Raw genomic sequence first — 25651 nt, forward strand, 5'->3', positions numbered from 1 at the left:
AGATGGAATACATCAAGGAAGTAAGCTCCTTTTATGATTGGCTCGAAACAAACACATTGACTGATTCCGCGATTGTACTTTGGCACGCTTTGATGCACACATGCAATCGGGCGGGATGGCCGGATGAGTTTGCAGTAGCTATATCGACCCTTTCGAACAAAACAGGGTTAAAAAAGGATGCGATTAACCGAGCAAGGAACCGGCTGCAACAAGTGGGGCGCATTGATTTTCAGAGCCGTTCTGGTCAGCAATCAGCAATCTATCGCATTATTCCATTTCAGGTTGCGGCTCAAAAAACGACACAAATTGATTCAAACAGAGATAGCGGCGTATTAAGCGCCACAAAGCGCGTCGCAATCCGAGCGCAAACCACATCACAACCTGCGCCACAAAGCGCGTCCATTATAAAAGATTTTAAATCTGCTTCTGCTTCTTCATCTGGCACGGGGGAGGTTGAAAAGGGATATGAGTCCTTTTATGCGGCACATAACCGAGTATTCGGATTTGACTGCAATCCATTCCAGAGTAGCCAATTGGCATCTTACATCGATCAAGACGGCATGTCAGAAGCCGTGGTTATACGAGCCATTGAACGTGCGGGAAACGCAGCAGCAGGCTACAACTTCAAGCTTATTACCAAGATTTTGGATGACTATTTTAAATCCGGGGTCCGCGAGCTGGAGCAGGCTGTTGCGATAGATCGGGAATTTGATAACCGACAGCAAAAGCCTATCCGCAAGCAGGTCGGGAAAGTCCGCAGTTTCGCGGAAATGGCAAGGGGGACTGAATCATGACTTTGGAAGAGGTAGGGGAGCTGTTTGACAAGATCATTGAGTTTTATCCGGCCTTTACCGGGGATATGTCCAAATTGCAGAGCTGGCATGAAGCCTTAAAACATATTTCGTTTTCCCTGGCTCATAGCAACCTGATCAAGTACGTTGCTGATCCAGATAACCGCTATGCTCCACATCCAGGGGCATTGGCTAAACGGCCAGTTGTGACAGAGAGTGAACGCTATCACGAAGGCATGAAAAAGGCTGGTGCCGTCATGTTGCAAACAAGTGAATCGCTGCGCGAAGATGCAGTTGGTCCTACGGAAGAACAGCGCAGAAAGGTGCGTGAGCTGCTTGAGCAACAACGTTGACCTGCCAAACAATTTGCAGGCTGAACAGGCTGTTATTGGTGCGATCTTGCTGGATGCTCAAGCTTATATGTATGCCGCTGATATTCTGTCGGCTGACCATTTTTACAGCATGCAACATGAACTAATCTATAGAGCCTTTACAGATCTGTCTGACGAAGGGAAGCCCATTGATTTAGTATCTGTTACCGCCAGGCTGCAAGAGAAAAAGCATATTGAACTTGCCGGAGGCGTTTCCTACTTAGGCAAGCTGGCAAAAAGCGTTCCTACTGCCGCGAATATTACCGACTATGCTGAAATCGTCAAGGATCGTTACTTGCATCGTGAAACAATCTTGTCGCTGGAAGCGCAGTTGCGAGACGCCTGGAAATCAGATACCGGCATGTTGGCGCTGGCCAGTGTGCAGACTGCTGCTACCAATTTATCAGACAAGGCAGTAAGAGGGAATGAATTCCGTCCTGTGAGAGAAGTAGCCATGGCAGCTTTCGATATCATGGAAAACCGCTACACATGTTCGGGGGATGAGGTAACTGGTATTCCTTCAGGATATGTTGATCTGGATAAGATGACGTCCGGTTTCCAGGAGGGTGATTTGATCATTGTAGCTGCAAGGCCCTCCGTCGGCAAAACGGCATTTGCTCTGAATATTGCACAGAATGCTTCCATTAGAGCAAGGAAAAGGGTAGCTCTGTTCAGTCTGGAGATGTCAGGAGAACAATTGACGCTACGAATGATCAGCGCCGAGCAGCATGTAGATGCGAACCGCATCCGTACCGGGTTCCTACGAGCGGAAGATTGGGACAAGGCAACTTTGGCTATCTCCAGCCTGTCTGAAGCGCAGCTTTATATAGATGATTCATCGGCGTTGACTGTTCAAGAAATCATGAATAAATGCAGGAGACTGAAACAGAAGTTCGGTCTTGATATGGTGGTCATTGATTACCTGCAGCTTATTTCTGGAGACCGACGCGAAAACCGGCAGCAAGAGGTATCCGATATATCCCGGAAGCTGAAGCAGCTTGCAAGGGAACTTCAAGTTCCGGTGATTGCTCTATCTCAGCTCAATCGATCAGTAGAACAGCGCCAGGACAAGCGGCCTATGCTATCAGACTTGCGAGAATCCGGAGCCATTGAGCAGGATGCCGACATTGTAGCCTTCCTGCACCGGGATGATTATTACGATCAAGAGACTGAAAAGAAGAACATCATTGAAATCATTATCGCCAAACAGCGTAATGGCCCGGTCGGAACAGTGGAACTAGTATTTATGAAGAATTACAACAAATTTGCCAATTATGAACGTACTCACAACATGCCTCAGTCCGAGCAGATCCCCGATTCCGAATTACAGATGAACGGAGAGGGGAGAGAATATTATGAAACAAGATGAAGAAGATTTCAGCTTCCGGAAATTGAAGTTATCCTACCGGCGTACAGTCCGGGATCTTAAGCGAAAATTGAAGCAGTTGAAACCAGGGGACGGGGATATTGATATGATTGAGGAAATGATATCCGACTGTAATTATGTTATTGAATGGCTACATACAGGACGCAGGCCAGGGAATCGGAGGGGAATCGAGCGGCGGGCCGCATACCAGCGTGAAAAATTGATGGACCCGGTTCGAATGCAGGCATACGTTCAGCGGAGTACTGCCGGAAGTCCTTCCAATTTATCCGAATATCAACGGTATCAAATCAAAGATGCCCTATCAGTACTAAGCCCACGGGAAAGAGAGTGCTATGTCCTTGCACACGGTGAATGTTTCTCTCACAGTGCTATAGCTTCTATGCTAAATATCAGTAAGGATAGCGTAACGGAGTATATAAGCCGGGCACAGAAAAAAATATCTCATGAGCTTGAAAGCAGTCTTTTTTTGATACAGTGAACCCTTGTCGCTGAAAGCAGCTTTTTTGTCCCGCGAATGCCACCTATAGGTGAAAGCTATTATTTACAACTATTTAATAGCTAAATCAAATTGGAGGGATTCATATGAAAGGTTATGCGTATTTGGACAACACGAATTTGGAGGTGCTGCACGTCGTTGCTGACGAGGATACAGCACAGAGCTTTACTGGTTCTGACGGCAAATATGAGGAAGTAGATTTTATTTATGAGAACGGATATCCCGTAGTAGACGGAGATCAATTGGTTGTCTATGGCGATGGTACGGAAAAGGAGAAGCGTCCAGTACCGCAGTATCTGCTCGATTTGGTTAAACGACTTAAATAGCTGCTTTCCCCGGCAAGTCCGGGGTTTACGGCTGGCACAGGTGCTTCGTGCGGTTCAATTCCGCAGCCAGCCATACCCGAATATATGAAAGGAGAACACTATGGCATTAAAATCTGTCAAGCGTCCTCCGCCTGTACCGGCCAGCTCCAAGCTGCAGCCGGTTCTTTGTCGTGGATGCATCTGGGGGTCTTGGACGGGTGACAAGCAAATGTGTATGTTACCCAAATGCCAAAAGTAACTCCCGTTTCTAAGAGGTGGTGATATGAAGTACGTTCAGCCGATCCGTGATGATCGAATAGTTGAAGGAATGAAACACTACTTCCGTAATCGGAGCATGCGGAATTACTTGTTCTTTTGTCTTGGCATTTACAGCGGCCTGAGGGTATCCGATTTACTAACCATTATCGTCGGAGAGGTCAGAAGCAGCCACGTGAACAAGATGGAAAAAAAGAACAAGAACAACAAGAGATTTATCATTCATCCGAGCATTCGGGATGAACTGGATAGCTTTATCGAAGGTAAAAGCGATGATGAATATTTGTTCGCCAGTAGGCAAAGGAAGACCATTAGCCAGCTTAAAAACCAGCCAATAGACCGATCAACGGCCTATCGTTTTTTGACCGAAGCGGCAAGACAATTCGGACTGGAAGAGATCGGAAACCATACCCTTCGTAAAACGTGGGGGTACCGTCTATATCGCCAGGATGAGCGAAATCTAGCGTTACTAATGGATGCTTTCGGACACAGCGATATGCGGGTAACTTTACGGTATATTGGGCTCACACAGGACCTGTTAGACCGTGCAACCTTGCGGATGCATTGATTTCTACGCACCATAATTATCGTTTTGTTGCAGTCGCCTTTTCTTGCTGAGTGCTATATATGAAGAAACAGAAAAACAGAGAGGGTGAATGACTGCAACAGAATTCCGTTGTGGTGCACTCAAGAACCATTATTTAGCAGAAAACAGAGGATATTCTTTAGTGTGATAAAGTTACATTTGGTATTAACTGTTAAAAGTGTACTATGCAAACACGAATGCCGTTCGGAGGTGGTGATGATGAGGTGAGCAGGGGTAGAAGTGAAAACCGCGACAAGGCATTTAATTTGTGGGAAAAAAGCGGGAGAGTGATGCCGCTTGTTGATATTGCCAAGCGCTTGGGAGTTTCAGCTTCCTTAGTGCGCAAGTGGAAGCATGAGGACGCATGGGAGGCAAGACCACGCCGTAAGCGCGGTGGTCAACTGGGAAACCAGAATGCCGCTGGCAATAAAGGCGGTGGTGCTCCACCAGGGAACAAGAATGGCTGGAAGCATGGTATGTATGAATCCATGTGGATGAGCCAGATTGCTGCTGAACACAAGTTGAAGCTCATGCAGATGGAAACCGATCCGCGACAGATTCTCATTAATGAGATAGCGCTGCTGGAATATCGAGAGTTTATGTTGATGAAGAACATGAATGAGATTGAGGCGGGGCTTGATCGGATTAGTATTGAACGGAAGTACCAGTTCTTTGAAGAGGATGACGCGGATGCAGGCGGGGCAGAGACGCTTCGGTTTGTAGATGGTGTTCCACAGTTCAAACCTGTCAAGGTTGTGCAGAAGCAGATTGTTGAAGAGAAGACGAAAGAGCCGCAGAAGCTGGAGCGCATACTGCAAATACACAATGCGATCACGGCCGTACAGGGTCGGAAGATGCGCTGCGTGACAATGCTTGATCAGTTTGACCGTAATGAGCTGACAACCGGGGAACTGAAACTCAAGGTGGAGCGGATGCAGCTTGAAGTTAATAAGCTTAGATCGGAGGCGTGGTGATGGCAAGACATGCATTACTGCAGAATTTCTACACATCGGACAAGTGGCGTCGTTTCCGCCTGTCTCTGATTGCAGAGCGTGGCAACCGTTGCGCACACTGCGAGAACATCATAGCTAGGTCCATTGATATCATCGGGCACCACAAGGTGGAGCTGACGCCTGAACTGGTCAATGATCATAGCGTGAGTCTTAACCCTGAGCTGGTCGAACTGATTTGCTATGACTGCCACAACAAGGAGCATAAACGCTTTGGATACCAGCATACGAAGAGTGTGTACTTGGTATACGGTCCGCCGTTGGCTGGCAAGATGGAGCTTGTCCGGCAGCATATGCACCGTGGCGACTTGATTGTTAATATGGACGGCTTATATGTGGCATTGTCGGGGCTGCCTGAGTATGACAAGCCTAATGCTCTGTTCTCCAATGTGGCAGGGGTGCAGAACTTCCTGATAGATAATATCAAGACGAGGCTGGGCAAGTGGGGCAACGCGTGGATTGTCGGCGGCTATCCTGAGAAGTTTAAACGGGAACGGCTGGCAAAAGACACAGGAGCCGAGTTAATCTATTGTGCTGCTGCTTACGATCAATGCATTGCCAGGCTTCAGAGTGAAGAAGCGCTGCGACATAGGCAGGATGAGTGGCGTGCCTACATTGATAAATGGTTTGAACAATATCAGGAATAAAGGATAGCTATTTTAGTAGCCCCCCCGGTCAAATTTCTGGGAGGGGGCTAGGGTAACCGTAGAGGGGACCCGAATTTTGCACAAACCAAAAAAATTGAAATTCGGTGAGGTGATTAAAATTCCGGACAAAAATGACGTGCTCAATAAAGAACTGGCGAAACTTCGTGAGATATTTAAAAAAATAGACCCCGAAAAAGCAGATCTGGTTGATGGCTTGATTGAGGACGCCGCCTTCTTAAAAGCGGAGAATTTCGAGCTGCGCACACGCATGGCTATAACGGGAATGGTTGAATTTCATCCCTCCAATCCCAGGCTGCAGCGGACAGTAGAGGCGGCAAAACAGTATCTCAAGAATGTCAATTCTTATGCTGTAATTGTTAAAACACTGAACGGTGTGCTCATGAAGGACGTGATCGAAGATGAAGACGAATTCGACAAGTTCCTGCGTGAACGTCAGAACGAGTAATTACCTTCTTCAGTATAAAGCTGCAATAGACAGAGGCGAAATCATTGCAGGCCAAGAACTGAAGCAGCTACTGAACAACCTTGTTGATGACCTGGACAATCCGGCGTACATTTACGACACTTCTGATGCTGATTTCCGGATTTCGTTTATCGAAAACTTTTGCCGACATACGAAAAGCCCTTTTTACGGCCTGCCATTTCACCTTGAGCTTTGGGAGAAGGCTTTTATTGAGGTCTTTTATTCGTTCAAGTGGTCAGATGAGGGATACAGGGAGTATTACGAAGAGGAACCCCAGAAGCCGAAGCTTCGCCGCTTCAAAAAGGCGATCCTGCTCATAGCGCGGAAGAATGGGAAATCTACATTGTGCGCTGCTCTTTGCCTCACGGAGCTTATGGTGGGGACTGGAGGGAATGATATTGTCTGCTCCTCCAATGATGATAGCCAGGCCGATCTAATCTTTGGTGAGATCAATAACATGCGGGAGCAGTTCGATGCCAAAGGAAAACGAACCCACAAGAACCTAAGGGGAATTTTCAACCTGAAGAACAAGAGCAGGGTTTTCAAAATCTCGGACAAGACCCGGAACAAAGAAGGCCGGAACATTGACGGCGCGATTCTGGATGAATCACATGAGATGAAAACCAATGTCATCGCCAAATCGATTGATCAGTCTCAGTCCACAAAAGATGAGCCTTGGTTCATCAATATTACGACCGAGGGATTTGTGAATGACGGTTACTTGGATCAGGAGCTTAAATATGCCCGCCAGGTGCTGGCTAAAGAGATCGAGGATGCAACATTGTTACCCTGGTTTTACACCCAGGACAGTGAGCAGGAAATATGGCAGGACCCCGGGACATGGCAGAAATCCAATCCTAGTCTTGGGACCATTAAAAAGGTGAAATACATTAAAGATCAAATCCGTAAGGCCCAGCGTGACAAAGCCGAGCGGGTTTTTATGTTGTCTAAAGACTTCAATATAAAATCCAATAATGCTGCAGCATGGCTGCTTGCTGAGGAAATCGCAAACGCAAATGATCAGCCGTTTGATTTGGAGGAGATGCGCGGCCGTGTCGCCATTGGTGGTGTGGACTTATCCAAGTCCGGTGACCTCACTTGTGCGAGGGCACTGTTCCTGAAGGATGGCAAGAAATACACCGTTTCACAGTATTTCATTCCTGAATCAAAATTGACCCAGCTCCCCAAAGAGGATTTGGAGCGGTTTAAGGAATGGATTAAGGATGATCGAATTACCGTTTGCGATGGCAACGAAAATGATTTCCGCCTCGTGACGGCTTGGTTCATCAAACTGGTCAAGGAGTACGGCATTCGCTTCCTGAAGATCGGCTATGATAAATGGTCTGCCGTCTATTGGGTCAAGGAGATGGAGGAAGCGGGCTTTGATATGGTTCGTGTCGTGCAGGATTGGGCACCAATGTCGGAGCCGATGAAGCTCGTAGAAGCGGACTTGCGAAGCAACTTGATTTATTACAATAATGACAGCTTGGACAAGTGGTGCCTGGAGAACACATCCATCCAGGTAAACTCCAAGATGGAGCAAATGCCGGTTAAGATACAAGGCAAGGATGACAAGAAGATTGACGGCGCGGTGACGCTTATCATTTGCTATCGGGTGTACATCGATAACCGGAGCGATTTTGTCCGTCTGAGCGCTGCTTAGGAAAGGAGGGGTGATATGATCCTGATGGACGTGCTTCGCCGTTGGGCGGGAGGGCGACGGGAGGCCAAATGGTTTCAAATGATGAATGGCGGCTTGCCGATATTCAGCCAGTTTGGGACAAACATCTATGCGTCTGATATCGTGCAAAACTGCATCAATGTGATTGCAACGGAAATGAGCAAGCTTCAGCCGCGACACATAAGAACGCGGGAGAATGAGCAAGCCATTCCGAATGGGAACCTGAATCGTCTGCTGCGCTTTGGTCCGAATCCGCTTATGACGACAAGTGAATTTATCGAAAAAAAGCTGTGGCTGTTGATGATGAATTACAATGCTTTTGTTATTCCAATCTTCGATTCGGATTTTAGTTCTGGCGTTGAGCGGAGAACATACCGAGCGTTGTATCCGATCAATCCGTCGAGGGTTGATTTTCTTCAGGACCCGACCGGTGAGCTTATGATTCAATTCTATTTCCCGGCAGGCGTTAACTTCACATTCCGGTACGCCGACGTAATCCATTTGCGGAAAAAGTTTTCTGTGAATGAAATGATGGGCGGCGGTGAGGCTGGACAGCCGGATAATGCCGCGCTGCTGAAGGTGTTGCAAACGAATCATGCTCTTAGTCAAGGGCTAGAGCGGGCCGCGAAGATCAATGCGGCGATTCAAGGCATACTCAAAATTAACACCGTCATGGATGATGCGACGCAGCGTGCTGAGCGCGACCGTTTTACCAAACTTGTTGAATCTGGAGATAGTGGCATTTTGCCGATGGACCTTAAAGGGGAGTTTACACAGGTCAAAGGCGACGTGAAATTTATCGATAAGGATACGATGGCCTTCTTGCAGCAAAGCGTATTGAACTGGTTTGGGGTATCGCTTCCGATCCTGACCGGAGAATTTACTGACGAGCAGTACCAAGCGTTTTATGAAAAGACGCTGGAGCCGCTCGTCATTTATTTTGGCCAGAAATATTCTAAGGTGCTGTTCACCGAGCGAGAGCTGGATGTAGGGAACGAAATCGCCTGGTATCAGCGGGACATGAATTTCCTTTCGACGACATCCAAGCTGAACTTGATCAAGACGATGGGGGAACAGGGATTGTTAACGGACAATCAAAAGCTGGCGCTGTTAGGCTATCCGCCGATTCCGGGCGGTGACCGTATTACGCAATCGCTGAATTACATCGATGTGCGTCTGATCAATCAGTATCAAATGCAAAACAAAACGAAGGCGGTGAGTGAGGATGAGTAAGAAGCTGCCGGATGGAACTGAACGGGAACGTAGGTCATTTGCCGTTCCTGATCTTCGGGCAGATGGAGAAGACGGTATTATTCAGGGGCATGCTGCCGTGTTTGAGCAGGAGGCAAACATAGGTGGTTGGTTTATTGAAATCATCGAGCGCGGCGCATTTGATAAAACAGACTTCAGGGACGTGGTTTTCAGTTTAAACCATAACCTACAGCAAATCCCGCTTGCGCGAAGCCGGAATAACAATGCCAATTCAACATTGCAGCTAAGTATAGATGATGCTGGCTTGCTTACAAGAGCAAGTCTGGACACTGAAAACAATTCGGAGGCAAGGGCCTTGTATAGTGCGATTAACAGGGGCGATATTTCTGGAATGTCGTTTATATTTGCTGTCCGAGCTTCCGGCGTGTTCTGGGAAGGGCTTGATACAGAGCTTCCGATTAGGCGCATTAAGGATATTGCCCGTGTGTATGAAGTATCGGCGGTATCATTCCCCGCTTATGCAGGGACTGACATACAAGCAGCTCGTGATCTTCAAGCGCTGGAGAGCGCGAAAGCGACACTGGAGAGTGCGCGGTCTGGACTGGTGAGTCCTAAAAGCGAGCTGGAGTTGCTGAAAGCTAAATTAAAACTGAGGTAATTTAAGGGAGGATATTCATTATGAAAGAATGGCTGAAAAAACTGTTGAAGCAGAAAGAAGAAAAGCGTTCGACCCTGAAGCATCGGGGCGATAAGAGCGAAGACGTGCAAGAAGTCCGTTCGATCATCGGGGAAATTGAAGAAATCGATAAGGAAATTATGGAGCTTCGCCAGCAAATCGACACCCTTCCGGACGATCCGATTGCCGGAGGCGCGACACCGCCAGCAGAAGGGAGAAGCCAGCAAGTTCCAGGCGCACCTGTTGGAGCTTCTGGGCAATTGGCGCAAGTAATGTCGTCGTATGGAATGACGAACCCGGCAAATCAGCGATCTGATACGCCGACTGACCCGTATGGAAGCCTTGAATATCGGCAAGCGTTTATGGCGTTTGCCGTTCATGGCGAAATCAGGCCGGAACTTCGTGCGAATGCACAGACTACGACTGCGGATGTTTCAGCCGTTATTCCGACGACGATTCTGAATGAAATCATCCGGAAGCTGGAGGTTCGCGGACGGGTTTGGGGCCGGGTTCGCAAGCTGAACATTAAAGGAGGCGTGGATGTTCCAATCCTTTCGGTCAAGCCGGTTGCAACTTGGATCACGGAAACGACTCCTTCTGATCGCCAAAAGGTTCAGGCGAAAGAGAAAGTTTCGTTTTCTTATTACGGACTGGAATGCAAGGTTGCCGTTTCGCTTTTGGCAGACACGGTTACACTTGAAGGCTTTGAGACGCTTGTCATCGATTTAATCGTTGAGGCGATGATTAAATCACTTGAATCAGCCGTTGTCAGCGGCACCGGCTCAGGCCAACCGCTTGGGATTACGAAAGATACCCGTGTTCCTGCTGCTCAAATTGTTACGATGGATGAGACGGAGATCAGCGCATATCAACCATGGAAGAAGAAAGTATTTGCGAAAATGCCGCTTGCCTATAAGGCCGGAGCGGTCTTTTTTATGGCGTCTGGTACGTTCGAAACGTATATCGATGGTATGGTTGATGATGCTGGTCAACCGATTGGTCGCGTAAACTTCGGCATTACGAACGGTATCCAGGAGCGTTTTGCAGGCAAGGAAGTTATTCTTGTTGAGGATGACTTGATCCAGCCCTATGACACGGCGGCGTCGGATGATGTGATTGCTATTTTCTGTGATTTGTCGAACTATGCTGTGAACAGCAACATGCAGTTGACGATGTTCCGGTACCTGGATCATGACACGAACCAGTGGGTAGACAAAGCGATTTTGATTGCTGACGGGAAACTGCTCGACCCTAACGGTGTTGTAATCATCAAGAAGGCCGAGGCAGGCAGCACGACCTAATTTGATTTTATGAAGCGGGCGGGAAACCGCCCATAATCTCGAAAGGAGTGTTTTCAATGGCAAGAAAGAAAAGTGATGCTGAAAAACTCGTAACTGTACAAGCAACGGTTCCTGTGGTCATCTGGCGGGCAAACCGCCCATTGTCTGAGCAGCAGCATGAGGACCTTGCACGAAAGCTTCAGGCTGAGCAAGAGCGGACGGGGGTAAAGGTGATGCTGGCTCCTAATTCGGTCGATGTAGAAATCGGGACAGATACAGTGGAACAGCAGCAATCTGCCCAGTCGGAGGAAGAGCAGCAGACAGTTGAACCTAAAGATGACCAACCTACCGCCAGCGGTGTGGCAGATGCCTGAAGAAGACCTGCTGCGGGCTTGCCGGATTGGATTGGGTATGTCGCCGTCCACGACGGCTATGGATGGGGTCATTGAACAGAAGATGCTGGCGGTGAAATCCATAATGCGCGGAGCCGGAGTGTCTGAAAAGATGCTTGATGATCCGCTGGCCGTGGGTGCAATTGTGGTAGGGGTAACGGATATATGGAATTTAAGCGCAGGCGAAATCAAATTCTCGCCTGTTTTTTATACCATGATTACTCAATTAGCAGGTAGAAGTTTGGTAGGTGATAGCTGATGTGGCGTCCAGATATTCAGCAAATGAATACACAAGTCCGCATCCAAAAACGGATCGAGAAGACGGTTAACGGTGCTCCGGAAATTTCATACCAAGATATCGCCGCCGACCCGCTTGAATTTTGTAGCTGGAAGGGGAAGGGCGGGACAGAAAGCACGCAATCCGGGACGCTGGTTGTTGAAGATACGGCTGAAGTCGTGATGTGGTATAGGTCAGGCATAACGCAAAAGGATAGGCTACTACTGAATGACGATGTTAACCAACTTTACGAGATTGTCAGTGTTGAGGATGTTGAGCTGCGGCATATGTGGCTTCTTCTCAAGGTCAAACGGGCGGTGAATGCCTAATGGCAAGACGTCGTTATACCAATTCCCGTTTTATTACGCTGGATGTGTCAGGGTTTGAAGATTATCTGCAGAACATCGCTGCAGCAGGAAAAAATGTGGATGATGCGGTTAAAACGGCCTTGGTAGAGAGTGCGAAACCGATCCAGGAAGACATTAAAGCCTGGGCGGAAAAACATAAATTAACAGGGACTACATTGGCAGGCGTTGACCTTGCTGAACCGGTTCAAAACGGTAATGAGATTACTGTTGCTGTCGGGATCAATGATGAGAAATCACCTGGAGCCTGGCATGCGACCTTCGTTGAACACGGGACTCCCAATCAGCCCGCTGATCCTGGTATCCGGACCGCCTTTGAGCGGAATAAATCGAAGGTCAAGAAGATTCAGCGCGATGTTTTGAAGCGGGAGGGGATGCCGCTTGACTAATATGTACGCTTTGATCTATGACACGCTGCTGCAGCTTGGGTATCCCGTGAGAGAGCAGGGGACCTATGCTGAGGGAGAGGTGCTGCCTGAGACCTTTGTCACCTACCAAGTCATTGATACGCCTGATGTCAGTCACGCGGATAACCTGCCCACAGCTTGGACAGTCCGGATCCAGGTAGCGTTGTACAGTAAGAAACCAGCAATCAAGCAGGGAGCAGAGGCCGCGATCAGAGACGTTATGCTCCCTGCTGATTTTATGCGTATCGGTGGACGTGATCTGCCTTACTCACAGGCGACAGGTCATTATGCTTATACCTGCGATTATCGATATTATGATCAAGCATAATCCCAAGCGTTTGGGAATTTGAAGGAGGAATAACTATATGGATAGAAAATATGGGGAGTTTGTCGGCGTCGATAGTCTCTATTTCGCCAAAATAAAGGCCGATACCGAAGGAGAGTATACAGCAGAAACTCCTAAATATTTGGCACCTGCTGGTGAAATTTCTGCAGAGGCGGAAGTCAATAACACCCCGACCTATTATGATAACCAGCCTGGCAACAACTATGTAACGGAAGGTGTGACCACGCTGACCATTACTGTTTCCGGGGTGCCTGCAGCGTTGGCCGCTGAAATCCTTGGTAAGGATTATGACGAGGCGACGGGGACGGTCATTGATGATGGTATTCCGAACCCACCTGATTGTGCGCTCGGCTACCGGGCAGGCATTGGTAAATCAGACCATCGGTACACATGGTATTTCAAAGGGAATTTCTCTGGCGGTGCCGAAGAAGCGGCGACGAAATCGAATGATGTTGATATTCGTACCTACCAGCTTACTTACACTGGGGTTGCCACGACGAAGAAGTTCACAGTTAAAGGGAAATTGAAGGGGCTTAAACGGCGCTTTGGAGACACAACGGATGAAAAATTTGACCCGACGGGCTGGTTTGATAAAGTACAAACGCCGCCTGAGCCTGCCGGGCCAGTTACAACATAAAATCTGATTAACGGAGAAGACGGGGAAACCCGTCTTTCTTCGCATTTCAAGGAGGAGTTTCTATGAAACCGGTATTTATTAATTTTACAGATGCCAATGGAAAAAAGACGAAAACGTATACAACGTGTTCTTTGAAAACAGGCATGATGGATAACATTTTCGATATCGCTGAACGGGCTGAGAGTTTGCAGAAAGAAACTCCCAGCATAGCTGATGTGCGGGGGTTTTATAGGGATTTGAGGGCTATTATTGTCGCTGCTTTCGGGCGTCAATTTACCTATGACGAACTTAATGAAGGCGTTGAGAACGATGAACTGCTGAAGGTGTTCCAAAAGCTCTGTGAAAACGTGATGGGCGGCGTCAGAAAAAACTAAATCCGGGGGATCAACCTAAAGACGATTCCCCGGCAACCTATAGAAGCATCATTTTGAGCTTGAAAACGAGAGTAGTAAGAGAACTACGCTGGTCCCTGTACGACATCGACGAGACAGATATTAATAATTTAATGGCCTTTATTCACTTTAAGCCATCGGATGACCCGAACGTTCGGGTGATTAACGGAAAAACCTATCATCGAGCGACCAAGCCGCCAAGCTGGTTGTAAGGATGTGATAAATTGGCAAACGAAAATGATATTGGCGGGCGTGTCAGTCTCGATACGACAGAATTCAAGGCATCGATTGCTGCCCTGAACCGGCAAATTCAAGTCATAGACACTGGATTCCGGGCTGCTGCGGCCGGAATGGACGACTGGGGGAAGTCGGAAGAGGGTCTACAGCAGCGGATCAACGCCTTGAATCAAATTACGGATCTGCAACAGCAAAAAGTGGCCAACCTGACCGAGCAGTACCAGCGTATAGCAGCCGAACAAGGTGAAAACAGCAGGGCAGCACAGACTCTCCAGGTGCAAATCAACCGGGAGACCGAAGCACTTAACCGGAATTTGCGTGAGCTGAATAGTGTGACCGGCGCTCTTGATGACCTGCAAAATGCTTCGGATGATACAACCGACAGCACGGATGAACTGGCTGATTCGACCAATGAGGCTGCGGACCAACTGAAGGAAATGGGCGGCAATGTAGCGATGGCGGCAGCGGCAGGCATTGCGGCCATTGGTGCTGCGGCCTTGGCTGCTATAGCCAGTCTGGTGAAATTCGGGGACGAGTCGAACAAGGCCATGAACCATTTGCAGACGCAGACCGGCGCGACCGCCGAAGAAATGGAAGAGTTTCGGGACATAGCAGAGTCCATCTACGCTAACAATTTTGGAGATGGTGTAGACGACATTGCTAATTCGATGGCTGTGATTAACCAGGTCACGAAGTTAACGGGCGATGAGCTGAAGCGTACAACCGAGAACGCTTTACTCATGCGTGATGTCTTTGGCTTCGAGGTTGCTGACAGTATTAAAACTGTTAACAACTTGATGAACAATTTCGGGATTTCTGCTGATGAGGCGTATACCTTGATTGCCCAGGGTACACAGATGGGTGCTAACGCTAGCGGGGACTTGCTCGATGTTATGAATGAGTTCGCCCCACATTTCGCGCAGTTAGGCCTGGATGCGAACGAATTTACGGATACCCTGATCCAAGGAGCGTCATCCGGTGCGTTTGAAATGGCGACGGTTGGTGATGCTGTCAAAGAATTCGGTATCATCACCCGAGACGGTACAGACGAAGCTCGTGCCGCGTTGACATCTATGGGGCTGGATGCGTCCAAAGTCTTTGAGACGTTGGCGGCAGGTGGTCCAGGAGCTGCTGCTGCGTTTGACGACGTGGTTGAGCGGCTCGGAGCCATAGAAGACCCAATTGCCCGAAATACGGCGGGTGTTGCACTATTTGGTACGATGTGGGAGGACTTGGGGCCCGAGGCGATTAAAGCGCTCGGAGACATTGACGACAACGCTGATATGACCCGGGATACACTGCAGCAACTCAATAGTGTGCAGTATAACGATATCGGTTCGGCCCTAGAAGGATTAAAACGGCAAATTGTCTCCGGTCTGGCTGAGCCTGTGCAGACTACGATTATCCCGGCGATTACGAACTTGATCCAAACGGTACAGGGAATGGACTTTTCCCCGATCATTACCGGGCTTGGTTGGATTATTAACAATGCGGGCAGTATTGTAGCTGCTGCGGCTTCTATCACAGCGGGAATGCTTGCTTGGAATGTAGTTTCGATGGTTACCGGGCTGGTGAGTGCCTTTAAGCTCTGGCGTGAGGCTACGGTGGGCCTGTCCATTGCGCAGGCCGCACTGAACGTGGTCATGGCTGCGAATCCGATAGGTCTTGTGGTTACGGTAGTGGCTGCGCTGGTAGCCGGAATTATAACGCTTTGGAACACGAATGACGGATTCCGGAATGCTCTTATCAGCGCCTGGGAGGCTATCAAGAACGCATTTATTGCAGTATTTGACTGGGTAAAAAACAACTGGCAAGGGCTACTGTTGATGCTGACAAGCCCGGTTACCGGATCCTTAAAGCTACTGTACGACAACAACCCGAAGTTCAAAGAATGGGTTGACAAGCTTTGGAGTATCATTGTCGATACCCTGAAGAATCTGCCGGCCACGGTGGGCAAGTTCTTCACCGACCTGTTCGGCAATATGAAAAAATGGGGTACGGATTCAGTCTCCTGGGTAACGACCGAAGTCCCAAAGATCGTTACAGGTATCATTAATTTTTTTAACGAACTTCCAGGGAAATTAGGTTATGCCTTTGGACAAGCGCTCGGGACATTTGTCAAGTGGCATGTGGATGCGGCTAAGTGGATCATAACTGAAGTTCCTAAGCTTATCACTAGCATTGTGACGTTCTTCCAGGAGTTGCCCGGCAAGCTGAAAACGATTCTGACGACGGCCATCAACAACATTATTGCATGGGGGAGCAGCATTGCTTCCTGGATATCCAGCACCGTTCCGCAACTGATCAGCAATATCACTAATTTTTTCGCCCAACTGCCAGGGAAAATCGCCGCAGAGTTGTCTTCAGCTTTAGAAAAGGTTAAGGGATGGACATTCAACCTGCTCAGTACCGCAAAAACCGAGATTCCGAAGTTTATCACTTCAGTGATTGAGTTCTTCAAAGATTTGCCGAAGAAAATGCTGGAGATCGGGAAGGATATCGTTCGGGGCTTGTGGGATGGCATGAGCAACATGGCCGGGTGGTTGAAAAGTAAAGTCTCCGACTTCGCTACAGGCATTGTTGATGGGATGAAGGATGCACTGGACATTCATTCTCCTTCACGAGTCATGAGAGATGAGGTCGGCAAAATGATCGGTCTCGGCATGGCGGAGGGAATCACGGACAGTACCCGGCAGGTGAGCGCGGCCATGCAGCAAATCAACGGTGAAGTGACAGGTGGAACGTTGACCAGTGGCGACGGCCAGGCGGGCGGAGGTGCCAAAACGGAAAACACCTTTAGTTTTGAAGGTATGATGTCTGGAGCTACTTTTGTAGTACGCCAGGACGCCGATATTCAGGCCATTGTTAAAGAGGTTTCCAAGGCCATTAAAGTTAATGCGGATACTGCTGCCCGTGGTGTGGGAGCTGCGAGGGGGTATGTTTAATTGACGGTATATAAAATAGCAGGAATCCGGCCGATTTCCATTGGCCTATTAGTCATGCGCGGGACCGAGCGTCCGATCCTATCCGGAACGCGGGACAGGACTTTGACCATTCCCGGCCGGGTAGGCGCATGGGATTATGGTGCTGACTTGGATGTGAAGAACTTTTCTCTCAACTGTCGGTTCATAGCCAAGTCGCCTGCAGAACTACAGTACAGCGCGGAAACCCTGGCGCGGCTGCTGATTGATTCCTATGGGAAGCCCAGAACGTTTGATTTGTCCTTTGAAGACCATCCGGACCGGACATATAAGGTTCGATATTCCGGAAGTCTTTCGATTGAGCGACTGGTTGGGATGGGAGATTTCAGTCTGCCGCTGACAGCCTTTGATCCTTTCGCATATGGGCCGCAGAAGCTCCAGGAGCTTATTATTACGCAGTCACCTCAAGTCATTTCAGTGAGATCGGAAGGTGACATCCGAGCTGCGCCGGAGATTATTCTAACCAATACCGGTACAACGACGATCAGGCGGTTCCGGATAGCAAATGAGTACTTAGTAGAATAGGAGGTTTTATCTTTGGTGGATGTATTGTTGAGTAAGTCAAATTATTGGAAAACAGCCTGTATCAATGCGGCTCTGCGTGGTATCGCCTTTACGTCGCCGTCTCAGGTGTATATTGCTCTGTATACCAGCGATCCAACCGATGCAGACACGGGCCAGGAGGTAACCGGAGCAGGGTATGCACGCCGAGCTGTGACGTTTTCGGCTCCAATGCTTCAGGACCGCAGGGCGGCGGTATCCAGCACGGCAGATGTGTCTTTTCCGATTGCTGGTGCTGAGTGGGGGTTGATCACACACATCGGGATCCGTGACGCTGTTACAGGCGGCAACCTGATTTACCACGGAGCAGTGACGACACCACGCACAGTACAAACCAATGACACGCTTCGGTTTTTAGCCGGGCAAATCAAGATTGATGAGGGGTGATTGACTTGGAAAAAATGTATGCTGCGGTGGTCAACTCTCCTAAAACAGAGCTGACAGAGCTGATCACCGATACACAAACGGATATTGCGGTGACTGATGCCTCCGTGTTGCTACAGGGCGAGGGTATTGCGGTTATTGGCAACGGGGACGCTGCCGAGACCATAAACTATACGTCCATAGACAGCAATACGCTGAAGGGTTGTGTGCGTGGGTTTGAGGGGACTGCCCGCGCCTGGATCGCCGGGACCCGTGTAGCGCGTAATTTCACGGCTTACGACCACAATTCATTTAAGGCTAACATAGAGGAACTGGAGACGGAACTTGCAAATGCTGCTGCTGTGGCAGATGCGGCCATCCCATCTTCAGAAAAAGGAGCTGCCAACGGGGTGGCTACACTAGGCACGGACAAAAAGGTGCCTGCTGCTCAATTGCCTATCAGCACAGCGACAAACAATACAAGTACAACTCAGGTAGCCAGTGCATCAGCGGTAAAGGCTGCGAATGACTTGGCTGCTGCCGCATTTCCTAAAAAATATCAAGACCTCCCCCAGGACGTAGACATGAACAGCATGACAACGCCCGGGAACTATCAGGGCGTATGGCCATCACCTAGAATAAACGAGCCCTTTCAAAACACAGGGGCAAGACGGGTCGAATTAATTGTGTTTGGTGTTGGGTCACTTGCTTTTCAAAGACTCACTTACATTGACGGAGCCGGTACAGGTAAAAGCTTTTGGAGAGAAAACGGTAGTGGCTCATGGCGTGGGTGGAACGAGGTATTCACCACATCGGGCGGAACGATTAACGGCTCTTTCACAGTTAATAGTCCGATAACTCTACCGGGAGCAGCTAACTCTGCGCAAGATATAAGCGCATCGACAATCTATGTAGGTGGCGGGAACGTTGTCAAATTGATAACAAAAGCAGTGCGCACTGCTGTCGGCACTAATTGGGAATCTACTGCTATAGACTTACAACGTGTTACAGATTCCACCGATCAGGCCGTGCTAAGGTTTCAAGGGGATGACGTCCTATTCCGAAATGCCGATGGAACGTGGACATCTTTACGGAGCTTAAAGGCAAACAGCTTTTCGGGGAACGGTAGTCCAGAGGGTGCACTGCCCGCGCCGGTTGGTAGTTTGTATCGGAGATGGGACGGCGGCACTGGGTCAACGCTTTACGTGAAGGAATCCGGATCAGGCAACACAGGATGGAGGGCGATTTGATGATAAAGGATGTTGTGGCATTAGATGGACAGGTAATCAATATCGGTCCGTGGGATGAGCAAATACGACCCTTTTTGGTTTCACCTGAAGAGCGAGACGAAGAGGGCAATGTCACGAAAGAGGCTGTTTATGAGGACCGGGTAACCAACCCTATGCCTGAAGGTGCAGTTATCGAGCAGCGGGAGATTGAGACGGCCCCGGACGGCGGACTGATCGTAAAGGGATCGGCCAAGCCGTCAGAAACGGAATTGCTCGGGCGGCAGTTGGCTCAAATGAAGCTGCAGGGCATTCAGCAGCAGACAACCATTAGCGCACTTGGTCAGGAGCTGGCTGCGGCTAAACTGGAGATCATCAATATGAAAGGAGCTGGGCAGGCATGATGTTTTGGCAGATGGCTTTTGTATGGGGTTGGGTTGACGCAGATAGTCTGAAGGGGGCCGTTAAGACGGATGTTAACCCATACGGCGAGATTACACCTGATGAGTACAAAACCATTACAGGCGTAGACTTCGCGCAATAATCCCAAGCGCTTGGGAAAAGGAGGGCGCTATGTTTGGTGGAGGATACAGTAGCTTAGGATTTAACACCGGGGCCGAAGAGGGGAATGTTTTGGACTTCTCGGCCCATCTCTCCGGCTCGGGAACAGTTTACTCCCGAAAAGTACAAACCGATACGGACGACTATAATAATGCATTTAACCAAATGTCCTTTAATGTCATTGACGAAGGAACGTCGTTTGAATACTTTCTGGAATTTGCCTTGGATATGACCGCAGCAACCAGCCTCTCGGGTGAGGGAAGCATGCAGGCGGATTTCACTCGGGAATACACTCTTGAGGCAGATGGGATGTCCGGTGAGGCGAGAATGCAGGTGGATTTCATCCGGGATATTCTTACGGGGGCTAAAATGTCGGGGGAGGGCCGGGTTATCGCGGCAAATGCCAACCGATATCATACCGACTTTATAGAGTTTGTTGGCGGATTCGCGCCAGGCGACCGCATCATTATAGATTCCAACAAGCTGAAAATAACCAAAAACGGTCAGAATGTCCTGTATGAGATGCAGGGCAATTTTTTTGACCTGAATTTAGGCGATAACACACTAACCTGGACCGATTCAGAGACCGGCAGACAGGTGTTGTGCCGGATTACGTGGTCTGATCGTTTTGTATAAGGAGGAACCATGCCGAAGTCTTATGTAACCGTATATGACCTACAAATGCGCAAGGTGGCGCTGCTGGAAAATGCCTTTGACATAGGCTATTCACAGGAATATAACGCCTTGTGGACAGCGCAGTTCTCGCTTCCGGTCGACGATGAAAAGAACGCGGAATGCAAGCCGCTCTACTTTGTGGAGATCTTCGACGGGGGCGAACGCCTGGAGCTGTTCAGGATTTTACCGAATACCGCCCAGCGTGGGAGCGACGGGGAGACGGTCGCATATCAATGTGAGCATGTCCTGGCTACACTGCTTGATGATGTGTTGTTTCAATACCATACGATCGGCAATTTGGGCGTTCACACTCGGGATGTGCTGCAGTACATCCTTGACAGACAGACGGTTAAACGCTGGAAGCTGGGCACCGTCCAGTTTAGCCGCCAGTTCGAATATAACTGGGAAAACGTAAACCTGCTGGGAGCACTGTTTAGCGTCCCGCAGCCCTTTGTTGAGGAGTATCAGTGGACCTGGGACACGACGACGACGCCATGGACCCTTAATCTGGTGCAGCCCTCTACGCGGGAGCAGGCGTACATCCGCTATGGTGTCAATTTGCAGGGTATCAGCAAGGTATCTGACCCGTCAAACGTTGTCACGCGGTTGTACGGACTTGGGTACGGAGAGGGTGTCAATCAACTGACGTTTGCCGACATCAACGGTGGACAGCCATACATCGACGCTGAGCCGGAGTATATCGCCAAGTATGGCATAGTATCATCTATCTTTGTCGATCGGCGCTACGAGTATCCGGAAACACTGCTTGCGGTCTGCCAGGCCATGCTGCAGGAATCCAAAGTGCCTGCGGTGTCCTATTCTGTGGATGCCGCCGAAATCTACGCACTGACCAATGACCCTATTGACCGCTTTGCCTGTGGTGCAATGGTTCGGGTCATCGATCAGGAAATGGGCGTTGATATCGTTGCGCGGGTCATGAAGGTGAGCAAAGGGGATGTGTTGGGGCAGCCGGGTGCGGTGACGCTGGAGATTGCAAACAAGGTGCAAGACATTGCTGGTAGCATAGCAAACCTAAGGGACCGTATGTATATTAGTCAGGTTTCAGCTCAAGGCTCTACTAACCTGGATACACGGGATTTTGCAGACAACTGCGATCCACAGCATCCGGCAGTGCTTAAGTTTTACGTACCGGAGGAGACAGCTCGGATTAATAAGGTGATGTTGAATTTTCAGACAGAGCCATTCAGAGCTTATTCGAAGGCAATTGAGGGTGGCGGGGGTGTACAAACGACGTCCGGTCCAAGCAGCACCCAAACGACAGCGGCTGGCGGAGGGACGTCAACAACAACGTCTGATGGCGGTGCTTCTGTGCAAACCACTTCAACAACAGATACTCAGACGCCAACCACGTCGACGAAACAAGCTGTTATAGAATCATCGGCAACTTCTGATGATTGGGATCAGTATGTGCTCGATGTTCCAGAAGCTGTGAGTGTCGAGGGGAAGCATAATCATGGTATACCAGACGGGACTAATTTGGTGACTACCTCTGGCGAAACAGTTACTTTTTCTGAATCGGGAAATCATTCGCACGCTCTTACTTCCGACCATAGGCACAATGTTACAATTCCGGCGCATAATCACACCGTTACGATACCAGGCCATAACCATAAAGTTGATATACCGAAACACAAGCACGAGCTCACACTTCCAAACCATACACATGATATGGACCATACACACAGTATTACCATTCCGCCTCACACACATCAGATTGAATACGGTATTTACGAGGGGCCGAGCCCTACAGTGGTAACGATAACCGTTGATGGAAATCAGGTTCCTGTGAGTGGTACGAGTGGAAATGACATTAACATAATCCCGTATCTCGCAAAAGACGGAGAGGGGAAAATCACACGGGGAAACTGGCATGAAATAAAAATAGCCCCAAATAGTTTGGGGCGTATCGTGGCTAATGTCGTTACACAGCTTTTTGTCCAGTCGAGGGGTGGCGGTAATTATTAATTAGCTATTCCTAGAGCTTGCAGGGTATCACTTCCTAAATAGATGGCCCCGTCCTGTATTTTTAGGCTAGAGCTGTTGTCTGTGCTCTTGTATATCTTTCCTCCTTTATCGGAAGTATCGCGCATAGACAACGGGAAACTGATTTCTTTGCCGTCATGACTTACGGTTGTTGTATCACTCATAACAATAGAGATGTCATATTGCTTTTTTGCGTCCCTAGCGGTGATCCATGTCAATGAATCAGTTGATGCTGCAGGGCTTGTATTGTCGCTCACGGTCACGTCTCCTTCGGATTTGGATTCTAATTCAATGGATTTCGCTTTGGAATCAAACGTGAGGTCATAGCCGGTTATTTCAGCAACCTCACGGACAGGCAGGTATGTAGTGCCTTTGTACACCAAAGGGTCAGACTTAAGATTCTTCGACTCTCCATCAACACTAAAACTGAATTTGCTCAACGTTGCTTGTACTGTTGGTGTAGTAGCTGCGGCGGTAACAGTGGCCGATCCAATCAGCATACCAGTAACTAAACCAATAACCATCTTTTTCACAGGGAGTGCAGCTCCTTTTTATCATAGATTATACCATTATTACGGCATATTACGGCAAAAGTTTTATAGTCCGGTACGGAGGTGATTGCTTATGTAGTTGCTTAATTGAATTTAAATAGACTGTGCCTGCGGGATTCCCGGAGGCTTATTTGCTTTTTAAAAAAAGAATGGGGGAAATGGAATGGATAATTGGAGTTTAGTAGGTAAATGGATTATGGTTGCAGCAAGCGGGGTGGCGTCATACCTTTTCGGCGGGTGGTCTGGCATCCTTGGGACGTTGTTGTTTCTAGTCGCTATTGATTACCTAACCGGTATTTGGGCTGCTTTTATTTTAGGTCAGCTCAAAAGTAAAATTGGTCTGATCGGTATCGCTCGAAAAGTGTTTATCTTCGCTATGGTGGCCATCGGCCATTTGGTTGACGGTGTGCTCGGGGATTCTCATTTGTTCCGCGATACGATCGCGTTTTTTTATATCGCGAACGAGCTTCTGTCCATTGTTGAAAACGGCGGCAAGCTGGGGGCGCCAATCCCTCCGGTAATCCGCCAGGCGGTGGAAGTTCTCAAGGGCAAAGGCGGTGATGTAGAGAGAGGAGCTGATAAGCAATGACATTGACACTCGAATATGTAATGTCCAAGTCGGCAAAAAAGCTTGAGGGTTTGTTGCCTGTTGTCCGCACAGCCACAGAGCGGCTTATCCAGCGCTCTTTTGCTACCGGAATACCTATCGTCATCACGCAGGGCTTACGCACCGTAGCAGAGCAAAATGAGCTTTATGCTCAGGGTCGGAGCAAGCCGGGACAGGTTGTCACAAACGCTAGTGGAGGCTACTCATTTCACAATTTCGGCGTGGCCGTGGACTTTGCGTTGTTGCTGCCGGATGGTCGCTCGGTGAGTTGGGACACGTCGAGGGATGGGAATGCCGATCGTAAAGCGGACTGGATGCAGGTTGTCTCTATTGGTAAGGCCCTGGGTTTTGAGTGGGGAGGCGATTGGACAAGTTTTAGGGATCTACCACATTTCCAAATGACCTTTGGGCTGTCCACGGCCCAATACCGGGCTGGAAAACGACCAAGCCAGGCGCAGATTCGGACGGTTATGAAGCGGATAGGGGAAGGGGTTGAAGAAAGGATGGACAAAGCAGCAGTTACGGTAAATGGCAAGAAGATTGAGGACGGCGTGCTGATCGGCGGGACGGTATTTGTGCCGCTGCGGGCAGTCGGCGATGCTTTAGACCTGCAGGTTGGATGGGATAACCAGAACAAAACGGCCTCATTGACGGATAAATCAAAATAGAATATACTGAGGTCAAATCCGAAAGCATTGGTAAAAAGGGGCTCTACCGGCATATAGCTGGCAGAGCCCCTTTTTTGTAGTTATATTATTCCTTGCTGCTTAGTTCTTCCCGGAGCGCGCGTTGTAGGACCTGGGAAAAATTAAGCCCTGCATCTATTGCAGCTTCGTTTAGGTCTTCCGGAATCGTTAGATTTTTACTGACGTACCTGATCTTTTCATCCAGATTGACCGTGGCTACAATCGTGCGTTGTCCAGTAGTAAGCTCTAACTCATTCAAAGGTGTAGCTGGAGGGATTTCCTCTTTATCCTCTAATCGGCTTTCAATTGTGAGCTTCAACACTTCATTGGCCCGTCTGAGCGCTTCTTCAACGGTCTCGGCTTGCGACAGGGCTTCCTCCAGATCAGGAAATGAAATCTCGATATGTTCGCCTGAAAAGTTCAGTATTGCAGGGTAGGTGTAGCTTTTCTTCATCTTGATAACCATCCTTTCTTCAGTATCTAATTATCATTTATGTTCTAAGAAGGAGGGCTAGAATTTCAGCCCTGTCTTCTTTTCGATATCCTTCATGATGTGTATTGCTACATCCTTAACGGGGTGGGTTAATGTAACCTTCCCCTTAATCGTAGGGTGCTTAAATTGGAAGTGATCGCCAACGACATGTACCACGAACCATCCGTTAGCTTCCAGTATCCGTTTCACTTCACGCGAAGAGTAACCCTTCATTCCTATTCCTCACCTCCTGAATATATTATAACACGCATCAATGCGCATTGTAAAGTGATTGTTTCAAAATCCCAAGCGTTTGGGATTTTAAGTGGCGCATGGGGCAATTATGGGGCAAACATATTTCAAAAACATCATTTTGTTTGCATAACAATGACACATATATTATAGTAGAAACAGGTATTCACCAGTCAATTTGGCGGCGGTGACATGTCAGGAATAAGCCTCATATCAGCCTTCCAAGCTGGTAGCGTGGGTTCGATTCCCATCACCCGCTCCATCTAGACTTCGAGCGACCAGTCCTTGTGAATTCAGGGGCTTTTTCTATATCGCTCGGATATTATACTGAATGACGAAGCGTAAATTTGCCGAAAGGAAGGTAACCACACGTCCGATGAAGTAAGCACATCGATTTTCCAGTCCAACTGCATGTGATAGGCAGGCGGCCGCTGCGGCTGCAAAGGGACAGGTGTGC

General features: G+C 48.8%; 34 protein-coding genes. 31 read left to right on the plus strand and 3 right to left on the minus strand.

From position 1 onward, the window contains the following. Positions 1-2 precede the first annotated feature (2 nt). The 29 genes from OIN60_RS01435 to OIN60_RS01575 all read left to right on the plus strand — a co-directional run bounded on the left by OIN60_RS01435 (position 3) and on the right by OIN60_RS01575 (position 22608). Positions 3-794 carry a DnaD domain-containing protein gene (locus OIN60_RS01435; RefSeq protein ID WP_305753083.1) on the plus strand — a complete coding sequence of 264 codons (792 nt, stop codon included), beginning with the start codon at positions 3-5 and terminating at the stop codon, positions 792-794. Continuing rightward, on the plus strand, positions 791-1144 hold the full coding sequence (locus OIN60_RS01440; protein WP_305753084.1) for a replicative helicase loader/inhibitor: 354 nt from the start codon (positions 791-793) through the stop codon (positions 1142-1144). The genes OIN60_RS01435 and OIN60_RS01440 overlap by 4 nt, the downstream gene beginning before the upstream one ends. Beyond that, positions 1128-2531, plus strand: a complete 1404-nt coding sequence (gene dnaB / locus OIN60_RS01445) for a replicative DNA helicase (protein WP_305753085.1) — start codon at positions 1128-1130, stop codon at positions 2529-2531. Before OIN60_RS01440 ends, dnaB begins: the two co-directional genes overlap by 17 nt. Next, positions 2518-3027, plus strand: a complete 510-nt coding sequence (locus OIN60_RS01450; RefSeq protein ID WP_305753086.1) for a sigma factor-like helix-turn-helix DNA-binding protein — start codon at positions 2518-2520, stop codon at positions 3025-3027. Before dnaB ends, OIN60_RS01450 begins: the two co-directional genes overlap by 14 nt. Before the next feature lie 104 nt (positions 3028-3131). Further along, the gene (locus OIN60_RS01455; protein ID WP_305753087.1) at positions 3132-3371 is read left to right on the plus strand and encodes a hypothetical protein; all 240 of its coding nucleotides are present in this window, start codon (positions 3132-3134) and stop codon (positions 3369-3371) included. A 262-nt stretch (positions 3372-3633) separates the two neighbouring features. Further along, positions 3634-4194 (plus strand): tyrosine-type recombinase/integrase, encoded by a 561-nt coding sequence (locus OIN60_RS01460; RefSeq protein WP_305753088.1) that lies wholly within the window; start codon positions 3634-3636, stop codon positions 4192-4194. 242 nt (positions 4195-4436) lie between these two features. Next, complete coding sequence (gene terS / locus OIN60_RS01465; protein ID WP_305753089.1) at positions 4437-5186, plus strand: phage terminase small subunit; 750 nt, start codon at positions 4437-4439, stop codon at positions 5184-5186. Beyond that, on the plus strand, positions 5186-5869 hold the full coding sequence (locus tag OIN60_RS01470) for a hypothetical protein (RefSeq protein ID WP_305753090.1): 684 nt from the start codon (positions 5186-5188) through the stop codon (positions 5867-5869). The genes terS and OIN60_RS01470 overlap by 1 nt, the downstream gene beginning before the upstream one ends. A gap of 76 nt (positions 5870-5945) precedes the next feature. Continuing rightward, positions 5946-6335: a hypothetical protein gene (locus OIN60_RS01475; protein WP_305753091.1), complete on the plus strand. Its 390-nt coding sequence runs from the start codon at positions 5946-5948 to the stop codon at positions 6333-6335. After that, the gene (locus OIN60_RS01480; RefSeq protein ID WP_305753092.1) at positions 6289-8016 is read left to right on the plus strand and encodes a terminase large subunit; all 1728 of its coding nucleotides are present in this window, start codon (positions 6289-6291) and stop codon (positions 8014-8016) included. Before OIN60_RS01475 ends, OIN60_RS01480 begins: the two co-directional genes overlap by 47 nt. Before the next feature lie 15 nt (positions 8017-8031). Further along, positions 8032-9267, plus strand: coding sequence for a phage portal protein (locus OIN60_RS01485; RefSeq protein WP_305753093.1), 1236 nt, complete (start codon positions 8032-8034; stop codon positions 9265-9267). Next, a complete protein-coding gene (locus OIN60_RS01490) occupies positions 9260-9904 on the plus strand; it encodes an HK97 family phage prohead protease (protein ID WP_305753094.1) in 645 nt (214 codons plus the stop codon). Before OIN60_RS01485 ends, OIN60_RS01490 begins: the two co-directional genes overlap by 8 nt. A 20-nt stretch (positions 9905-9924) precedes the next feature. Beyond that, a complete protein-coding gene (locus OIN60_RS01495) occupies positions 9925-11223 on the plus strand; it encodes a phage major capsid protein (RefSeq protein ID WP_305753095.1) in 1299 nt (432 codons plus the stop codon). 56 nt (positions 11224-11279) lie between these two features. Beyond that, positions 11280-11576 carry a hypothetical protein gene (locus tag OIN60_RS01500; protein WP_305753096.1) on the plus strand — a complete coding sequence of 99 codons (297 nt, stop codon included), beginning with the start codon at positions 11280-11282 and terminating at the stop codon, positions 11574-11576. After that, positions 11569-11853, plus strand: coding sequence for a hypothetical protein (locus OIN60_RS01505; RefSeq protein WP_305753097.1), 285 nt, complete (start codon positions 11569-11571; stop codon positions 11851-11853). Before OIN60_RS01500 ends, OIN60_RS01505 begins: the two co-directional genes overlap by 8 nt. Continuing rightward, positions 11853-12200 carry a head-tail adaptor protein gene (locus OIN60_RS01510; protein WP_305753098.1) on the plus strand — a complete coding sequence of 116 codons (348 nt, stop codon included), beginning with the start codon at positions 11853-11855 and terminating at the stop codon, positions 12198-12200. Before OIN60_RS01505 ends, OIN60_RS01510 begins: the two co-directional genes overlap by 1 nt. Next, on the plus strand, positions 12200-12625 hold the full coding sequence (locus OIN60_RS01515) for an HK97-gp10 family putative phage morphogenesis protein (protein WP_305753099.1): 426 nt from the start codon (positions 12200-12202) through the stop codon (positions 12623-12625). Before OIN60_RS01510 ends, OIN60_RS01515 begins: the two co-directional genes overlap by 1 nt. After that, entirely contained in the window at positions 12618-12971 is a 354-nt protein-coding gene (locus OIN60_RS01520; protein WP_305753100.1) for a hypothetical protein, read from the plus strand. The genes OIN60_RS01515 and OIN60_RS01520 overlap by 8 nt, the downstream gene beginning before the upstream one ends. A 37-nt stretch (positions 12972-13008) precedes the next feature. Continuing rightward, positions 13009-13626: a major tail protein gene (locus OIN60_RS01525; RefSeq protein ID WP_305753101.1), complete on the plus strand. Its 618-nt coding sequence runs from the start codon at positions 13009-13011 to the stop codon at positions 13624-13626. Between the two features lie 62 nt (positions 13627-13688). Beyond that, on the plus strand, positions 13689-14000 hold the full coding sequence (gpG, locus tag OIN60_RS01530) for a phage tail assembly chaperone G (protein WP_305753102.1): 312 nt from the start codon (positions 13689-13691) through the stop codon (positions 13998-14000). Positions 14001-14059: 59 nt separating this feature from the next. Then, complete coding sequence (locus OIN60_RS01535; protein ID WP_305753103.1) at positions 14060-14230, plus strand: hypothetical protein; 171 nt, start codon at positions 14060-14062, stop codon at positions 14228-14230. A 12-nt stretch (positions 14231-14242) separates the two neighbouring features. Then, positions 14243-17200, plus strand: a complete 2958-nt coding sequence (locus OIN60_RS01540; RefSeq protein ID WP_305753104.1) for a phage tail tape measure protein — start codon at positions 14243-14245, stop codon at positions 17198-17200. Beyond that, on the plus strand, positions 17201-17761 hold the full coding sequence (locus OIN60_RS01545; RefSeq protein WP_305753105.1) for a distal tail protein Dit: 561 nt from the start codon (positions 17201-17203) through the stop codon (positions 17759-17761). Positions 17762-17773: 12 nt separating this feature from the next. Next, positions 17774-18184 carry a phage tail fiber protein gene (locus OIN60_RS01550; RefSeq protein WP_305753106.1) on the plus strand — a complete coding sequence of 137 codons (411 nt, stop codon included), beginning with the start codon at positions 17774-17776 and terminating at the stop codon, positions 18182-18184. Positions 18185-18198: 14 nt separating this feature from the next. Then, positions 18199-19410 (plus strand): phage tail protein, encoded by a 1212-nt coding sequence (locus OIN60_RS01555; RefSeq protein WP_305753180.1) that lies wholly within the window; start codon positions 18199-18201, stop codon positions 19408-19410. After that, entirely contained in the window at positions 19410-19790 is a 381-nt protein-coding gene (locus OIN60_RS01560; RefSeq protein WP_305753107.1) for an XkdW family protein, read from the plus strand. The genes OIN60_RS01555 and OIN60_RS01560 overlap by 1 nt, the downstream gene beginning before the upstream one ends. Beyond that, positions 19787-19930, plus strand: coding sequence for an XkdX family protein (locus OIN60_RS01565; protein ID WP_305753108.1), 144 nt, complete (start codon positions 19787-19789; stop codon positions 19928-19930). The genes OIN60_RS01560 and OIN60_RS01565 overlap by 4 nt, the downstream gene beginning before the upstream one ends. Positions 19931-19959: 29 nt before the next feature. Next, positions 19960-20583, plus strand: a complete 624-nt coding sequence (locus OIN60_RS01570) for a phage distal tail protein (protein WP_305753109.1) — start codon at positions 19960-19962, stop codon at positions 20581-20583. Positions 20584-20592: 9 nt separating this feature from the next. Continuing rightward, positions 20593-22608, plus strand: coding sequence for a phage tail protein (locus OIN60_RS01575; RefSeq protein ID WP_305753110.1), 2016 nt, complete (start codon positions 20593-20595; stop codon positions 22606-22608). Here the strand turns inward: OIN60_RS01575 and OIN60_RS01580 are convergent. Further along, positions 22605-23150, minus strand: coding sequence for a stalk domain-containing protein (locus OIN60_RS01580; RefSeq protein WP_305753181.1), 546 nt, complete (start codon positions 23148-23150; stop codon positions 22605-22607). The genes OIN60_RS01575 and OIN60_RS01580 overlap by 4 nt on opposite strands. Before the next feature lie 190 nt (positions 23151-23340). On the opposite strand from OIN60_RS01580, the gene OIN60_RS01585 reads away from it, so the two are divergent. Both OIN60_RS01585 and OIN60_RS01590 read left to right on the plus strand, forming a co-directional pair. After that, a complete protein-coding gene (locus OIN60_RS01585) occupies positions 23341-23766 on the plus strand; it encodes a phage holin family protein (protein ID WP_305753111.1) in 426 nt (141 codons plus the stop codon). After that, a complete protein-coding gene (locus OIN60_RS01590) occupies positions 23763-24452 on the plus strand; it encodes a M15 family metallopeptidase (protein ID WP_305753112.1) in 690 nt (229 codons plus the stop codon). Before OIN60_RS01585 ends, OIN60_RS01590 begins: the two co-directional genes overlap by 4 nt. An 85-nt stretch (positions 24453-24537) precedes the next feature. Here the strand turns inward: OIN60_RS01590 and OIN60_RS01595 are convergent, their stop codons facing one another. Together OIN60_RS01595 and OIN60_RS01600 are read right to left on the minus strand one after the other, a co-directional pair. After that, positions 24538-24924: a type II toxin-antitoxin system HicB family antitoxin gene (locus OIN60_RS01595; RefSeq protein ID WP_305753113.1), complete on the minus strand. Its 387-nt coding sequence runs from the start codon at positions 24922-24924 to the stop codon at positions 24538-24540. Positions 24925-24981: 57 nt separating this feature from the next. Next, positions 24982-25176 carry a type II toxin-antitoxin system HicA family toxin gene (locus OIN60_RS01600; protein WP_305753114.1) on the minus strand — a complete coding sequence of 65 codons (195 nt, stop codon included), beginning with the start codon at positions 25174-25176 and terminating at the stop codon, positions 24982-24984. Between the last annotated feature and the right edge of the window lie 475 nt (positions 25177-25651).

The organism is Paenibacillus zeirhizosphaerae, assembly GCF_030705605.1.
GTDB lineage: Bacteria > Bacillota > Bacilli > Paenibacillales > Paenibacillaceae > Paenibacillus > Paenibacillus zeirhizosphaerae.

Coding starts and splice junctions, on each gene's coding strand:
- OIN60_RS01435 (WP_305753083.1), top strand. CDS start 3: ATGGAATACATCAAGGAAGTAAGCTCCTTTTATGATTGGCTCGAAACA.
- OIN60_RS01440 (WP_305753084.1), top strand. CDS start 791: ATGACTTTGGAAGAGGTAGGGGAGCTGTTTGACAAGATCATTGAGTTT.
- OIN60_RS01450 (WP_305753086.1), top strand. CDS start 2,518: ATGAAACAAGATGAAGAAGATTTCAGCTTCCGGAAATTGAAGTTATCC.
- OIN60_RS01455 (WP_305753087.1), top strand. CDS start 3,132: ATGAAAGGTTATGCGTATTTGGACAACACGAATTTGGAGGTGCTGCAC.
- OIN60_RS01460 (WP_305753088.1), top strand. CDS start 3,634: ATGAAGTACGTTCAGCCGATCCGTGATGATCGAATAGTTGAAGGAATG.
- OIN60_RS01470 (WP_305753090.1), top strand. CDS start 5,186: ATGGCAAGACATGCATTACTGCAGAATTTCTACACATCGGACAAGTGG.
- OIN60_RS01480 (WP_305753092.1), top strand. CDS start 6,289: ATGAAGACGAATTCGACAAGTTCCTGCGTGAACGTCAGAACGAGTAAT.
- OIN60_RS01485 (WP_305753093.1), top strand. CDS start 8,032: ATGATCCTGATGGACGTGCTTCGCCGTTGGGCGGGAGGGCGACGGGAG.
- OIN60_RS01490 (WP_305753094.1), top strand. CDS start 9,260: ATGAGTAAGAAGCTGCCGGATGGAACTGAACGGGAACGTAGGTCATTT.
- OIN60_RS01495 (WP_305753095.1), top strand. CDS start 9,925: ATGAAAGAATGGCTGAAAAAACTGTTGAAGCAGAAAGAAGAAAAGCGT.
- OIN60_RS01500 (WP_305753096.1), top strand. CDS start 11,280: ATGGCAAGAAAGAAAAGTGATGCTGAAAAACTCGTAACTGTACAAGCA.
- OIN60_RS01505 (WP_305753097.1), top strand. CDS start 11,569: ATGCCTGAAGAAGACCTGCTGCGGGCTTGCCGGATTGGATTGGGTATG.
- OIN60_RS01510 (WP_305753098.1), top strand. CDS start 11,853: ATGTGGCGTCCAGATATTCAGCAAATGAATACACAAGTCCGCATCCAA.
- OIN60_RS01515 (WP_305753099.1), top strand. CDS start 12,200: ATGGCAAGACGTCGTTATACCAATTCCCGTTTTATTACGCTGGATGTG.
- OIN60_RS01525 (WP_305753101.1), top strand. CDS start 13,009: ATGGATAGAAAATATGGGGAGTTTGTCGGCGTCGATAGTCTCTATTTC.
- gpG (WP_305753102.1), top strand. CDS start 13,689: ATGAAACCGGTATTTATTAATTTTACAGATGCCAATGGAAAAAAGACG.
- OIN60_RS01555 (WP_305753180.1), top strand. CDS start 18,199: ATGTATGCTGCGGTGGTCAACTCTCCTAAAACAGAGCTGACAGAGCTG.
- OIN60_RS01560 (WP_305753107.1), top strand. CDS start 19,410: ATGATAAAGGATGTTGTGGCATTAGATGGACAGGTAATCAATATCGGT.
- OIN60_RS01565 (WP_305753108.1), top strand. CDS start 19,787: ATGATGTTTTGGCAGATGGCTTTTGTATGGGGTTGGGTTGACGCAGAT.
- OIN60_RS01570 (WP_305753109.1), top strand. CDS start 19,960: ATGTTTGGTGGAGGATACAGTAGCTTAGGATTTAACACCGGGGCCGAA.
- OIN60_RS01575 (WP_305753110.1), top strand. CDS start 20,593: ATGCCGAAGTCTTATGTAACCGTATATGACCTACAAATGCGCAAGGTG.
- OIN60_RS01580 (WP_305753181.1), bottom strand. CDS start 23,150: ATGGTTATTGGTTTAGTTACTGGTATGCTGATTGGATCGGCCACTGTT.
- OIN60_RS01585 (WP_305753111.1), top strand. CDS start 23,341: ATGGATAATTGGAGTTTAGTAGGTAAATGGATTATGGTTGCAGCAAGC.
- OIN60_RS01590 (WP_305753112.1), top strand. CDS start 23,763: ATGACATTGACACTCGAATATGTAATGTCCAAGTCGGCAAAAAAGCTT.
- OIN60_RS01595 (WP_305753113.1), bottom strand. CDS start 24,924: ATGAAGAAAAGCTACACCTACCCTGCAATACTGAACTTTTCAGGCGAA.
- OIN60_RS01600 (WP_305753114.1), bottom strand. CDS start 25,176: ATGAAGGGTTACTCTTCGCGTGAAGTGAAACGGATACTGGAAGCTAAC.